Source organism: Variovorax trehalosi, assembly GCF_051216415.1.
Classification (GTDB): Bacteria; Pseudomonadota; Gammaproteobacteria; order Burkholderiales; family Burkholderiaceae_C; genus Variovorax.
On sequence record NZ_JBPJZG010000013.1, the window covers coordinates 98,430 to 111,207 of the forward strand.

The following is a 12,778-nucleotide window of genomic DNA, read 5'->3' on the forward strand; positions in this document are numbered from 1 at the left end:
CGGGAGATTGACCATTGGAGTCTGGATGGATAATCCAGAAAATTTGTCTAATCTTCGGTATTGGGGGGCGCTTAGGCCATGTGGCAAAGTCTCCAGGGATTGCATCGATCTCGATCATTCAAGCGTCCCTGAGCCATCGTTTCATCTCGTCGTTGTTGCGGCTTTGAAACATCATTTGCCGGCGACGTATGTGCGCTCGGCGGTCGAGAGACCCACGCCGGCCCCGCGCTTGGAGATGTGGGACTCGCCTCGGATTTCTTGTCTAGGGGCCAACGATTGGTCTGCCATTGCGCCATCAATGAGTACGATCAAAGTAGTCTCTAGGAAGTCCTCCACATGCTTGGAAAGTGGAGACGTGCGATCTCGGCGCTTGATGCTCTTCGTCTGACTGAGGAATAATTGTTCGTCAAAGGAAAAAAACAATCATGCCTATTTTTCGATATCTCACTTGCGCTGCGATCGCCGCTGGCACTCTCGCCGGATGCGCGACGGTTCGTCAGCAGGATCTGGATGAATCGCCCCGGATGTTCTAGACACCTCTGAGCCTCAAACCTGAGGCCCAATAGGAGGTGCCATGAGTAAGCAGAGATATCCCGAAGAATTCAAGGCCGAAGCGGTCAAGCAGATCACCGAGCGCGGCCACAAGGTGGCCGATGTGTCGGCCCGGCTGGGCGTGAGTCAGCACAGTCTTTATCAATGGATCAAGGCCCAGCGCGTGCCCGCCGGTGATCGGCAGGCGCAGGTGTCGCAGACAGACGAACTGCGGCGGCTGAAGGCCGAGCTCAAGCGTGTGACCGAGGAGCGCGACATCCTAAAAAAGGCCGCAGCGTACTTTGCCAAGCAGTCCGGGTGAAGTACGCATTCATCGAGCGCCATGAGGGCGAGCACAGCGTTCGCAGGCTGTGCAAGGTCATGGCCGTTCACCCCAGCGGCTACTACGCCTGGAAGGTCGAGCCGATGAGTTTTCGTGGCAAGGACGATCAACGTCTGCTGGGCCTTCTCAAGCACGCCTGGCTGGAGAGTGGCGGCGTCTATGGCTACCGCAAGCTGACCATGGACATGCGCGATCTGGGCGAGACATGCGGCAAGCATCGCGTGGCTCGTCTGCTCAAGCTCGAGGGGCTGCGCTCCCAGACGGGCTACCGCCGACGGCCTGGGAGTCGTGGTGGCAAGCCTGCCGTAGTCGCCCCCAATCACCTGCAGCGACGCTTCATCGTCAGCGAGCCCAACCAGTCCTGGGTCACGGACATCACCTACATCCGTACCCACGAGGGCTGGCTGTATCTGAGCGTGGTGATCGACTTGTTCTCGCGCCATGTCATCGGCTGGTCCATGGGGCACCGCATCGATACCGAATTGGCCCTCAATGCTTTGTTGATGGCTTTGTGGCGGCGCCAACCCAAAGTGACGGTTACCGTGCATTCCGACCAAGGCAGCCAGTTCACCAGCCATGACTGGCAAGGCTTCCTGCGCGATCACAACCTGGTGAGCAGCATGAGCCGGCGCGGCAACTGCCATGACAACGCAGTCGCAGAGAGCTTCTTCCAATTGCTCAAGCGAGAGCGCATTCGCCGACAGATCTATTCGACGCGCGATGAGGCCAGGGCCGATGTCTTCAACTACATCGAGATGTTCTATAACCCCAGGCGTCGCCACAACACCGCTGGCGACTTGTCGCCCGTAGAGTTCGAGCGACGCCATTTCCAACGGCTCAAAAGTGTCTAGGGAAGCCGGGGCGATTCAGGATGCCTGGACAGGTGCCCCGGTGGAGGCACTCGATACCCATCCGTTGTTTCTCACCATTCCGATGTATCGCGCCCAAACAGAAAGCGGCATCGAGACGCGCAACTACGTCAACAGTAAGGAAGTGGAGCAGTGCTTTACTCGCATTGGTGCCCGTCGCGGCGACAGCAAGTACCTGAGTCACAGCGCCTTCACCACTTGTTCTGAGAATCGCCTTGTCTGCAACAACCTGTTCTACATCCAGGGCGGGAAGGTCATTCGCTACGCGCCGACAGGCGACTGCTACACGGACGACAGCGTGCGCCCGCAAATCGGCTATCTTTCTCCCAAGGCTGCCGGGGGTTGAGGTCCTGAGTTCCCTTGGAGCACCCTTCACGAGGCGCGTAAATTTGTCCTCGGTGCTTAAAGAGGTGCAAGCGGCTGGCCGGAGTTCGCCTGGGTCATCGGGGCGAACCGGTCAATCGCATGGGACAGAAAGACAAGCCTGCGCAGATCGGAACCAGACAAGAATTTCGAATCAGGCAGTTCTGATTGACACCGCGGTGCGTTTGTCCTCTCTAGCGCTTGATCGTTCTTGTGTGAGCCATTTTGCGATGCGGCGTTCCCCGGAGGTTGGGATTGTCCATGGGACGAAAAAGAGGCCGTAACCTATGAGCTGTGATGCCGACGCTCGATGCGGTAGGCCGTTGGACTCATTCCAAAATGCTTGCTGAACGCGGTTGCGAAGTGACTGGGACTTGAGAATCCTGTCGAGGCTGCAATAGCGGTGACGTTCATGCTTGTGCTGTCCAACATCTTCCGAGCATCGGCCAAGCGGACTCTCAGAATGTACTGCCAGGGCGTGGTGCCAAAACTGGCCTTGAACCCTTCCAAGAGTTGCGATGCCGAAACCTGGGCCGCCGCCGCCAAATCGGCGACGGTGATCGAGCCATGCTTCATCGCTTGGATGCAGTCATTCAACAATTTCTGCTGTCGACGGGAAAATCGCCTGCGATCGCCAGATGTTGACCCCGGATCTGAAGAAGGCCGCAGCAGGTACGTGTCCGCGATGTGAAAGCGCAGCGTTTCCAGCAGGGATTTCAGCGCCATGCCAGCCAGATCGTCGTCTCTTGCAGCGAGCGTCGCCGCCTTGACGCTGGCGTGATACAGAAAAGGGTCACGATGACCTACCCGTGCAGCGACTTTTCCGGCTTCCAGCGACGTTGTGGGCACTCGAAACTCGGCAAAGTGTGCCTGATCTCCTTGCGCCAGCGCCGCATATCGGCATCCCGCGGGGATGATCCAGATGTCGCCGATCGACGGAAGCGCATCTGAAGAGGGTCCTGTGGAAAACACGGACTCCATTCGGTTCAGATGCCCGGCCAGATGAACCACTAGGGTGTGGTGCGACTCTTCGAAACACCAATCGGTTGGTGTCCGTACATCTTCCGACGCGACCGTGAGCTCTAGGCCCTCCGTCTTCAGAAGTCTCCGTTCGACGACAACGCGACCAGACTGCGCTCGAAAACCGTCCCATACGAATGGGTGATCGGCCATGATGACACCTTCCAAAAATCAAAAAAAATGTAAAAGTCGTTGGACTTATTTGAAAGCCAAGATCGTGACCTGCCGGTAGAGTTTTGGCAAGATGGCAAGGCACGCCTCAAAATGGCGGTGATCCGACCCTTGCATTTCAAAGCGGCACCGATGTTGGGAGTTTGTGGCGCACCCAATGATGGTCAGGGCATTACGCACCCGCTCGGCATAGATTGAGAACCTATGAATTCATGAAGCTTCTTTCGCGAGACATCTTCACCGCATTGGACGCGGCCGCGAATCTTTCGAGCGGAAACACTCATGGGAAAAGTGCCGAAGTCGAGCTCAGGATCTAAGCACACCTGGTTGGCCATGAGCCTCCTGTGCATCCTATTGCGCAGGTGCCTGGAGCTCTTCCGGCCGACGAAAGGTCGTTGCCATGGTCGATTCGCATTTCCAGACGCGGACATCCAGCGCAGCTCAATTGGGACAAGACTGCGATCAGATCCTTGCGCGGAAGGTTCGAAGCGTGATTGCCTAGGCGGTGATTTTCCCGATCTCCGCGCGACTAGTGGGCGCCATGAGCAAGATTCACGAGGGCCGGTTTGCGGCAATCGGGGCGACCTGTATGGCCGCAACCATCTCCATCAATCTTTGTTATCGATGCGTGAGAAGACTCTTTGTATTGACCGCGCATGAAGAAGCACGGCCTTTGGGGAATATTGTTGGTGGGGGGGGGCTCGCTGTGGCCGCTTGGCTCGTGGGTGGCGACAGTCACAGGCCGTGGGTCAATCAGGTGCTGGCCTCACGCACCGACGTGATAGACGAGGCCGATCAGGCCCGTCAGTCGGCCGCACGCGATCCGAGCCTTCTTGTTGCGGTCACGTTGTCTGGCGGTGGCGCACGGGCGGCCGCGTTTGGCTATGGCGTGTTGCGCGAGTTGCAGGACACGAACTTCGAGTGGAATGGGCAACGCACGGATCTTCTCGATGCGGTGGACGTGATCGGAGGAGTATCCGGCGGCAGCATCACCGCCGCTTACTTTGCCGCTTTCGGAGCGGAAGGTCTGCGCGACTTCGAACACGACTTTCTCTATCGCAACTTCCAAAATAGCCTGATCCTGCAGGCACTCAGGCCAACCAATCTCTATCGGCTTACCTCTCCGTGGTTCGGCCGAAGTCATCTGCTGGCGCAGCGTCTTGACGAACTACTGCAAGGGCGAACCTTCGGCGACGTGATGCGACGTCACCGTCACCCGCAGTTGCTGATCAGCGCCACCGATATGGCGCAGGGGGCAGGCTTTGAGTTCACGGCAGAGCAGTTCGAGCTTCTTTGCTCTGACTTGAGGAGTGTCCCGTTGTCGTTCGCGGTCGCGGCTTCCTCCTCGGTGCCCGTTCTGCTCAGTCCCATGACGCTGCGCAATCATTCGCAGGAGTGCCGTCGAAACGGAATTGCTCAGCGCATCCCGTTCGCGCAAGGCACCGGCTATCGCGCGCGGCTCTACGAATTGCAGCAGCGCAGCTACCTTGACGGTGCTGCACGGCCCTATGTGCACTTAGTGGACGGCAGCGTCGCGGACAACCTCGGCGTTCGGCGGCTGCTCGATCGTTCGCTGGCGGGACGCGGCGTCGGCGAAGGCTTTCGCGAAGTGCGCCTCGAGCCCGGCCGCGTGCGACGGTTGGTGCTCATTACGGTCAACGCCGAGCGCGATCCGAATGAGCGGGTCGATGAACGCGATGAACTGCCCAGCAGTCTGGAAGTGTTCGATGCGCTGCGCTTCGGTGCAGGCTCGCGTGCTACGCACGAAACACAGGAATTTCTCGCAGATATTGCGCGGCAGTGGGGGCGCACGTGCAGCGGCAGAGATTCCTCCATGCTCAATCACTTGCGCGAAGTAGTACACGTCGTTGAGATCGATCATGTCAGATCCGGTCGTTTTGCTTCGCAGCAAACCGCTTCCTTCTCGGCCTGTACCAAGTCCCATACCGTTCCGCGCATAAGGCGAGCAGCAGTCGACCGACTAGCGTGCACTGTCAATTATCTGGCCGCCGTCGGGGGTCAGGCTATATCCCGTCAGAAACTGCGCATCCTTGCTGGCAAGGAACAGGACAACGGGCGCGATGTCGTGCTCCGGTGAACCGTAGCGAGCGAGCGCATTGCTGGGAGCTGGCGCACTGCTGGCCGCTGCGCCCCAGGTGTCCGCGACAGGCAAGACATTGTTGACCGTGATGTTGTCCGCTCCCCACTCACGCGCGGCCGTTCTGGTCAATGCACGGACCGCCTCCTTGGCCATGTTGTAAGGGCCGTATGGCTCGAGCCCAGCAATTCCAGCCAAGGATGCGAAGTTGATAACTCGCCCCGCGCCGCTAGCCGTTCAGGAACGGGTAGCAAGCCTGCATGGTCCGGAGATAGGCGATCGGACCCATGTCGAGGTTGCGCTGCAACTGCTCGGCGGAAAGCTCGACGATCGAAGACTGAACGACCAATGGATCGAACGCGACGTTCACCAGAATGTCGACACCACCATAGGTATCGACCACCTTGTCCACGGCGGCTTCGATCTGCTTGGCGTCGCTGACGTCACACGGCACGGCAAGGGCTTTGCCGCCCGACGCCCCAATGTCGTCTACGACCGCCTGGACGTTGGAGGGAGTGATCGAAACAACGGCGACGCTCGCACCCTCCGCCGCAAAAAGTTTGGCGGTAGCCCGGCCGATACCGCGGCCCGCACCCGTGACGATGGCAACTTTGCCTTCAAGACGATTCATTCGTGAACTCCGTTCGTGTATTTTGATAACCAGTCTTTGCGCAGCCTCGTTGGCGCGCAGCGAACTGTTCGAGATGACCGCGGCCAACCGGGAGCGACGCCGCCTGGGCTGTAGCTCATGGCGCGCGGGGCAGGCGGCTTCTCTTTCTCTGATGCAAATTCAAGCGAAGCGAGGCAACGGCCTAGCCGCGCAACTGGCGTACGATCGCGGCGCCCACGTCGTCCGGTGTGGTCTCCTGGATATAGTGGCCGCCCTGAATCGTCACCTCGGTCTGGTTGGGCCAAGCCTTCGCAATGTCGTACAGGCGGTTGGTCAGGAGATAGCCGGGCTCGGCGCGGATGAGCAGCTTTGGAACGTCGCTCTGGCCAAGCCAGTGCGAGTAGTCCTCGGCGATCTTCACCGTGTGTTCGGGCCGACCTTCAAGTGGCAGATCGAACGAGATCATGGGACGGCGATCCTCGCCGGGATTGAGGAAGGGTGCACGGTAGTGCGCCTTTTCCGCTTCGGAGAAGTCGCGTGATCCCAGCAGGAAGCCCTCGAGAAAATCTAGTCCCTGCAGACTGGCTTCCATCCCTTCGGGGGTCATGTGCTTGAGTTGCTGCTGAACATAGTCAGGGAAGTCAGACACCAGCAGCGGGGCGACGATCGATTCCATGTAAGCGATGCCCTGCACGCGGTCACGATGCTGGTTCGCCCAATCGAAGCCGAACATCGAGCCGGTGTCGTGCAGAACGAGGATCACCTCGTCGCCGAGATCCAGTGCGTCCCACAGGCCATGCAGATACCTGCGCTGCTCGTCGAAACCGTAGCGTGATGCACCGAGTGCTGGGTCGAGTTTCTCGGAATCGCCCATCCCCATGAAATCAGCGGCAATCAACCGTCCCAGCCCCTTGAGTTGCGGCATGACGTTGCGCCAAAGGTAGGAAGACGTCGGGTTGCCGTGCTGGAAGATGATTGGCGGGCCTTCACCCTCATCGATATAGGCGATCTTGTGCCCGTGAATGTTGAGGTACTTCTTCGCTGCGAAAGGCTGCTCAGAGGATCGAGTTTGATATGGCGTTGTCACGCGTTTTATTCGATCAATTGGTGGGTGATGTCTATACGGGGTCAGCGCGCGGCGTCGATGACCATTCCGCCGTCGGATGTGAGGCTGTAGCCGATAACGATCGCTACTTTTTCATCCGGTTGATTCATATGCATCTCCGTCAGTTAAGAGATGCTTTGATCACCGCCGAGGAGGGTGCATAGGGCGACGGGAGTTCGCGAGCAGCGTTTTGTGTCGCAAAGGAGGCAACCAGCAGAACGAGTCCCACGGCCGCTGGGATTGCGGCCTTGGACTTACGAACACCCAGGTGTGCCAAGCCGGCCAAGATCAGGTGATAGAAGATGCCGGCATAGGCGAGATCGCTGAGAGCAACGTTGAAGCGCCACAAGATCGCGAGAGGACCTAGTACCTTGATCAGGATCATGAAGGGCACGAGGTAGGAGGCCGAATAGCCCAAGTCCGCTTGCGCTTTTCGAACAAAGTCTCCCTTGGCGATGTACATGGAGGCAGATGCGAAGTAGAGCAGCGACAGCAGCGCGGTGCTGATCCAGTAGGTGTATGTGGTAGCCATGGTGTTTTGCTAGTGAGCATTTGAGTTCGACATGCAGTAAGGATGTCGTCTAAGATGAACATTGACAAGTAGGATGAAAAAATGGTGGTTAGTATGGAAAAGCAGACTATCAAAGAGACCGAGACCAACATGCACGAGGAAATGCGCCGCGCATTTGCACTTCTTTCAGGCAAATGGAAGCTGGAAATCATGTGGCTGCTCAACCAGCGGATCTATCGCTTCGGTGAACTGCGCAAGGCAATTCCTGGCATCACTCAGCACATGCTGACGGCACAGTTGCGCGAGTTGGAGACGGATGGACTGGTGGCGCGCACCGTGTTCGCGGAAGTGCCTCCCCGCGTCGAATATGAGATGACACCGAAGGCGCGTGCGCTCGGGCCAACGATGGAGGCGCTCATGGCCTGGTGGAATGAATATGGAAGAAGCCTTCCAATAAAGTCGGCCTCGCGCGGGCGCAAACCCTCGGCCAGGTAGTCCACTGTCCGTGCCTCCGCCCCTACGCACAGGCCCAACATGGTCACAACGCCCCTACCGGTGAGGGATCGAACTAGCCCGGATATTTGCCAGTAGGCCCATGTGCCGTTGAGCGAGCCTGGTGGTGGACATTAGGCGCGGCCCTGCGTCCAGTGTGAGTACTAGATGGAGTCGCGGCTGTTTTTGGGCACACGCTCTCTTACCCCGTTCTTTGTCGGCGTGCCCGGGGGCAACGCTGGATGAGGCTCAGGGGGCCGGGGCTTGGGCTGTGCTGAGGAACACGCTGCGCAGCAGGTGTCCGAGTAGACGGCTGGCAGGACTGGTTGTAATTTGCGATGAACGTGTCGATCTTGTTGGTCAGATCCTTCACGCTGGTGAACGAGCCGCGGCGGATTGCCCGCGTGGTGATGATCGAGAAGAAGCGCTCGACCTGGTTGAGCCAACTCGAATAGGTCGGAACGAAATGCATGTGCCAGCGAGGTCGCTCAGCCAACCACGCGCGCACCTTCGGATGCTTGTGGTTGGCGTAGTTGTCGGCAATGCAGTGCACATCCAGTTCGTTGGGAACTGCCTTGTCGATGGCGCGCAGGAAGGCAAGGAAATATTGATGACGATGCCGGGGCTGGCACTGCGCGATCACTTGGCAGTTCATCACGTTCAGGGCCGCGAACAAGGTGGTAGTGCCATAGCGCACGTAGTCGCGCGTGACACCTTCGACGTAGCCAAACCCCATTGGCAGCATCGGCTGTGTGCGCTCCAACGCCTGGCATTGGCTCTTCTCGTCCACGCACAGCACCAGCGCGTTGTCAGGGGGATTCAGGTACAGCCCCACAACGTCGCGCAGCTTCTCGATGAACTGGGCATGGTGGCTCCTCAAGGAGGCCCGAAACCACGCAGGTCGTGCCTACAAATTAACTGGACAGGACACTAGCCTATGTCGGCGAGGATGTCCTTCGCCCACTCTGCTATTTCCTGGCTGGGGCCAGTGGCGTACCCAAGCAGTCGCGGGCGCTGCGCCATGACCATGCGCCGCAGTTCGTGAAAAGTTGCCGTCTCATCTGGTCGGTCGAAGTGAATGCAGCGCCAGACAAGTTCAAGGAGTTCAATCGTCAGTTCTTCACTGGCTTGAGGCAAGACGTCGAGAACAAACGGGAGCGCGAGAACCGCTACTGGCGAAGGGCCAATGCCACCCGAAACCAAATCGCACCAGAGTTCGCGGCTTGCAGCAACTGCAGTAATCGGGTCTGTACTCGCAAGGCGTTCCAGTTTTTCCCCCATCTTGTCGGCTGGGCCTAGGCAGGTCTTGAAATCACTCCAAGGAATCGCATTCAATCGCGTCCGAAGCGGGATCCGCATGAGTTGGGACATGTTGATTCAATCTTCACGCCTCTCTGACAAACAAGCCAGAGATAGGCATAGCTTCAAAGCAACTAGCAAAAGGCCGAACGACTGGTCGTGGCCGATGGTACCCATTCGCCTGAGGTCGGGGGATGTCGGCAATCGCTGCTTAGCTGTCTCTGACTTACAGAGCTACCGTGCTGCGAACAGTTGGCGAGCGGGTTCGCATTCGCTCGGGAATTGTGACGACATCGTGGTGGGGACGAACGGCGTGGTCTCTGTGGTCGAGTACGACCACAGAGGCGCTTTGGCGCCCCTTTTCACCTATTCGTGCCGGTGAGCGGTGCTTGCAGATTCTTCGCGGTCATCGTGAGCCTTGATGCGCGCTTCACGTAGGGCGAATCTCGATGACCGACACACAAAAGAGGCGGTATTTATTCTTCGAGAAGCTGATACGGCCTGAGGTTCAATGCCAATGCGAGTCGCTCAAGATTGTCGAGTGAAATGTTGCGAGCTTGACGTTCAACGTGAGCGACGAAGGTCCGGTGCAGTCCCGCCTCGAAAGCCAGAGCTTCTTGCGACCATCCTCTCAATCCGCGCTGCCGGATCAAATTCAACGCGAGCACTTCCCTTGCCGAGGCTTCGGGTTGCTTCGAAGAATTCCTAGAACTAGTCACAGGGGAAGTCTTCGAGAAAGCTGCTTTTACGTCAGCCGTGTTTGAGTCACAATCGACGGGCCTGCTACTTCTACGAGGGGTCTGAGCTCATGCGAAATGTCCGGTTGCCGTCCCCGTTTCCGACAGGGCACTCGCCGAAGCTGCCGGCGCCGATCGCGCGAGTCCGGCGGCAGCAGCCCGCGCCTGTCGTACGAAGCCTGTCCGCGGCGCGTATCGGTGCGCAGGTGAGGGCGCTCCGCATGGCGGCCGACATGTCTGCCGGTGCTTTGGCGAAGCTGTCGGGGATTTCCTCGTCAATGCTCTCGCGCATCGAGCGCGGACTGGTCTCGCCTTCGGTGGAGACCTTGGAGCGCCTCGCGAATGGTTTGGGTGTGCCGGTGTCGCGCTTCTTCGGCGATCAGGCGCGCCGCACGGACTTCTGCCACGTGCGCGCGGGGCAGGGCGTTGTCGTCGATCGCGTCGGTGCGGTTTCAAACTACCGCTACGAGCTGCTGGGGCATCTGTTGTCCGGCAACCTGTTTGTCGAGCCCTACCTCGTTACGTTGCTAACCGGTGCAGATCCCTACGTGACCTTCCAGCATCCAGGCCTCAAGTTCCTGTACTTCCTGTCTGGGGAGGTCAGCTATCGTTACGGGGGCAAGGTAGTCGAGGTGAGGGCAGGGGATTCGCTGCTGTTCGAGGCGACTGCGCTGCATGGGATCGAAGGAATTCAAGGTGGGCCGGTGTCCTACCTCTCGGTGGTGTTCACGTTGCGCGAGTGAGGCGCGTGGGGACGGGTCTGCTTAGGCGCAGCGGCTGATCGGTGTGTTGATACCCCTTCTTCCTTCGGGCACGGCGTCCGGTGAACCAGGACCGCTTACCGAAGCGCAAGGTTGACGTCGCGACACGCGATCAGGCGGGGGCTCGTCCGCCTCGTTCATGCGCGGCTGGTTGCTGCTCGACGCTTTGTTATTGCTGGTTGCCGGCGGTCTTTTTCTGCATGGCGAGCAGGTAGCCCACGCTCAGGGATCGGTGAAGCCTGAAGTTGCGGGTGAGCGGGTTGTAGCCCAGCCCGCGCTGGTCCCGCAGTTCCAACCCGGCCCGTGCGGCCGCCTGCTTGAGTTCTTCGGGTCGGATGAGCTTGCGGTAGTCGTGCGTGCCGCACGGCAGGATGCGCAGCACCTGCTCTGCGCCGAAGATCGCGATGAGCCAGGCCCACGGCGTGCGGTTGATGGTGGAGAAGAAAACCCACCCGTCCGGCTTGGCCATGCGCGCGCAGGCTTCGATCACGGCATTGGGGGAGGGCACGTGCTCGAGCATCTCCATGCAGGTCACCACGTCGAATCGGGCTACGCCGTCATCGGCCAGCGCCTCGGCGGAGATCGCCTGGTAGGCGACCGTCGCTCCGCTCCCCTGCGCATGGAGTGCTGCAACTTTCAGCGGCTTGTCGGCGAGGTCGATGCCCAGCACGTCGGCGCCCTTGTGTGCCATCGCCTCGGCAAGGATTCCGCCGCCGCAACCCACGTCCAGCACCTTTCGCCCAACCAATGGGCTCAATCCGTCGATCCATGCGAGGCGAAGCGGATTGATCTCGTGCAAAGGCCTGAATTCCGAGCGCGGGTCCCACCAGCGGTCGGCCAGTGCCTGGAATTTGGCCAGCTCGGTGGGATCGAAGTTCACGAAGCTCATCTGGTTCTCCTTGAGGTTGTTTGCGGTTGTCTACCAGTGGCCGCGCGCGCGGTTCCAGCGGTACAACTGTCGCGCGAAGGTGTTGTAGAGCCACGCGCCGATGGCATGCAGTCCGGGCCACTGCATGGGGCCGGCGAGCCAGCGCCATCTCGGCGACAGTGCCAGGACACCGGCGATGGCGTCGGCGCCGATGCGCTGGCTGCCGGAGGCATCGACCAGGTGCAGGCGTTCGCGCACGTCCTCGAGGTGCAGGCCGAGGGGTATCAGCATCTCCGGCCGGGCATGCACGTCAATCCATTCCACTCCGTCGTCCGGCAGCCTGGCGCGCATGGCGCAGACCCCCGCATCGCAGACCGGGCAGGCGCTGTTGTAGTAGACAGTCGCTCGGGGAGGGCTCGGGGCAGAGGGTTCTTGCATGGCGGCTCCTGTTGCGGCGATTGTGCCATTCATTTAGCTAAATGCCTAAATAACTAATTAGCGAATCAACTAGACGGAGCGTAAAATCGAAGGATGGAAAAAGTCTTCGAAGCGCTTGCCTCCACGCCTCGGCGCAAGATCCTGGCGTACCTGTCGGAGACGGAGCTCTCGGCTGGCGACATCGCCACGCGCTTCGAGATGTCCAAGCCCTCGCTGTCCAAGCATTTGAAGATCCTGGAAGGCGCGGGGCTCGTGAAGGCCGAGAAGCGGGGGCAGTTCGTGTTCTACAGCCTGCAGCGCGAAAGCCTGGCCAACACGCTGACCGGTTTCGTGCAGGCGATCTGCCCTGTGTCCAAGGCGCTGAAGAAGGAAAGCCGGGCGCTGGCCAACCAGCGTTCACCCGGCGCGAAGGCCTGAGCGATCCGGCCGTCCTGTGCTTGCGCCGGTGGTCCCCCGCAGGTCTCAGCAAGCCGCAGGCGGCTGATTTCTAATCAAAAAATGTCAAAACAGACGCTTGATAGCGATTTTTTCGCGCCGGTAATTGTTTCCATAGACTCGTGGC

The 12,778-nt window shown here is 59.4% G+C and carries 15 protein-coding genes and 1 pseudogene; 6 read left to right on the forward strand and 10 right to left on the reverse strand.

The window, feature by feature from the left end; genetic code table 11:
* The first annotated feature begins 574 nt into the window (after positions 1-574).
* Together ACSFA7_RS32535 and ACSFA7_RS32540 are read left to right on the forward strand one after the other, a co-directional pair.
* Positions 575-1,725 (forward strand): IS3 family transposase gene (locus tag ACSFA7_RS32535; protein ID WP_435503179.1). Its coding sequence is split into 2 segments (ribosomal slippage): positions 575-821 and positions 821-1,725, totalling 1,152 coding nucleotides; the frame shifts between segments, so codons are not numbered across the junction.
* Positions 1,726-1,765: 40 nt separating this feature from the next.
* A complete protein-coding gene (locus tag ACSFA7_RS32540) occupies positions 1,766-2,089 on the forward strand; it encodes a hypothetical protein (protein ID WP_435503180.1) in 324 nt (107 codons plus the stop codon).
* Positions 2,090-2,391: 302 nt separating this feature from the next.
* On the opposite strand, the gene ACSFA7_RS32545 is transcribed toward ACSFA7_RS32540, so the two are convergent.
* The gene (locus ACSFA7_RS32545; RefSeq protein WP_435503181.1) at positions 2,392-3,279 is read right to left on the reverse strand and encodes a helix-turn-helix transcriptional regulator; all 888 of its coding nucleotides are present in this window, start codon (positions 3,277-3,279) and stop codon (positions 2,392-2,394) included.
* 559 nt (positions 3,280-3,838) lie between these two features.
* On the opposite strand from ACSFA7_RS32545, the gene ACSFA7_RS32550 reads away from it, so the two are divergent.
* Positions 3,839-5,395, forward strand: a complete 1,557-nt coding sequence (locus ACSFA7_RS32550; RefSeq protein WP_435503182.1) for a patatin-like phospholipase family protein — start codon at positions 3,839-3,841, stop codon at positions 5,393-5,395.
* On the opposite strand, the gene ACSFA7_RS32555 is transcribed toward ACSFA7_RS32550, so the two are convergent.
* The 4 genes from ACSFA7_RS32555 to ACSFA7_RS32570 form a co-directional block, all read right to left on the reverse strand.
* Positions 5,279-5,593: an SDR family oxidoreductase gene (locus ACSFA7_RS32555; RefSeq protein WP_435503183.1), complete on the reverse strand. Its 315-nt coding sequence runs from the start codon at positions 5,591-5,593 to the stop codon at positions 5,279-5,281. The genes ACSFA7_RS32550 and ACSFA7_RS32555 overlap by 117 nt on opposite strands.
* A 31-nt stretch (positions 5,594-5,624) precedes the next feature.
* Positions 5,625-6,026: an SDR family NAD(P)-dependent oxidoreductase gene (locus tag ACSFA7_RS32560; RefSeq protein ID WP_435503184.1), complete on the reverse strand. Its 402-nt coding sequence runs from the start codon at positions 6,024-6,026 to the stop codon at positions 5,625-5,627.
* Positions 6,027-6,207: 181 nt separating this feature from the next.
* On the reverse strand, positions 6,208-7,092 hold the full coding sequence (locus tag ACSFA7_RS32565) for a haloalkane dehalogenase (RefSeq protein ID WP_435503185.1): 885 nt from the start codon (positions 7,090-7,092) through the stop codon (positions 6,208-6,210).
* A 139-nt stretch (positions 7,093-7,231) separates the two neighbouring features.
* Positions 7,232-7,642 (reverse strand): DoxX family protein, encoded by a 411-nt coding sequence (locus ACSFA7_RS32570; RefSeq protein WP_435503186.1) that lies wholly within the window; start codon positions 7,640-7,642, stop codon positions 7,232-7,234.
* A gap of 93 nt (positions 7,643-7,735) precedes the next feature.
* Between ACSFA7_RS32570 and ACSFA7_RS32575 the strand changes: the two genes are divergently transcribed.
* On the forward strand, positions 7,736-8,116 hold the full coding sequence (locus ACSFA7_RS32575) for a winged helix-turn-helix transcriptional regulator (protein ID WP_435503187.1): 381 nt from the start codon (positions 7,736-7,738) through the stop codon (positions 8,114-8,116).
* A gap of 199 nt (positions 8,117-8,315) precedes the next feature.
* On the opposite strand, the pseudogene ACSFA7_RS32580 reads toward ACSFA7_RS32575, so the two are convergent.
* The 3 genes and pseudogenes from ACSFA7_RS32580 to ACSFA7_RS32590 form a co-directional block, all read right to left on the reverse strand.
* Positions 8,316-8,987: pseudogene (locus ACSFA7_RS32580) on the reverse strand (IS630 family transposase); the annotation flags it as partial.
* A 56-nt stretch (positions 8,988-9,043) separates the two neighbouring features.
* A complete protein-coding gene (locus ACSFA7_RS32585) occupies positions 9,044-9,484 on the reverse strand; it encodes a hypothetical protein (protein WP_435503188.1) in 441 nt (146 codons plus the stop codon).
* Between the two features lie 404 nt (positions 9,485-9,888).
* Entirely contained in the window at positions 9,889-10,131 is a 243-nt protein-coding gene (locus tag ACSFA7_RS32590) for a helix-turn-helix domain-containing protein (protein WP_435503189.1), read from the reverse strand.
* 197 nt (positions 10,132-10,328) lie between these two features.
* Between ACSFA7_RS32590 and ACSFA7_RS32595 the strand changes: the two genes are divergently transcribed.
* Positions 10,329-10,892 carry a helix-turn-helix domain-containing protein gene (locus tag ACSFA7_RS32595; protein ID WP_435503195.1) on the forward strand — a complete coding sequence of 188 codons (564 nt, stop codon included), beginning with the start codon at positions 10,329-10,331 and terminating at the stop codon, positions 10,890-10,892.
* Between the two features lie 187 nt (positions 10,893-11,079).
* Here the strand turns inward: ACSFA7_RS32595 and ubiG are convergent, their stop codons facing one another.
* Positions 11,080-11,799: a bifunctional 2-polyprenyl-6-hydroxyphenol methylase/3-demethylubiquinol 3-O-methyltransferase UbiG gene (gene ubiG / locus ACSFA7_RS32600; RefSeq protein ID WP_435503190.1), complete on the reverse strand. Its 720-nt coding sequence runs from the start codon at positions 11,797-11,799 to the stop codon at positions 11,080-11,082.
* Positions 11,800-11,829: 30 nt separating this feature from the next.
* Positions 11,830-12,216 carry a thiol-disulfide oxidoreductase DCC family protein gene (locus ACSFA7_RS32605; protein WP_435503191.1) on the reverse strand — a complete coding sequence of 129 codons (387 nt, stop codon included), beginning with the start codon at positions 12,214-12,216 and terminating at the stop codon, positions 11,830-11,832.
* Positions 12,217-12,309: 93 nt separating this feature from the next.
* On the opposite strand from ACSFA7_RS32605, the gene ACSFA7_RS32610 reads away from it, so the two are divergent.
* Entirely contained in the window at positions 12,310-12,633 is a 324-nt protein-coding gene (locus ACSFA7_RS32610) for a metalloregulator ArsR/SmtB family transcription factor (protein WP_435503192.1), read from the forward strand.
* Positions 12,634-12,778 lie beyond the last annotated feature (145 nt).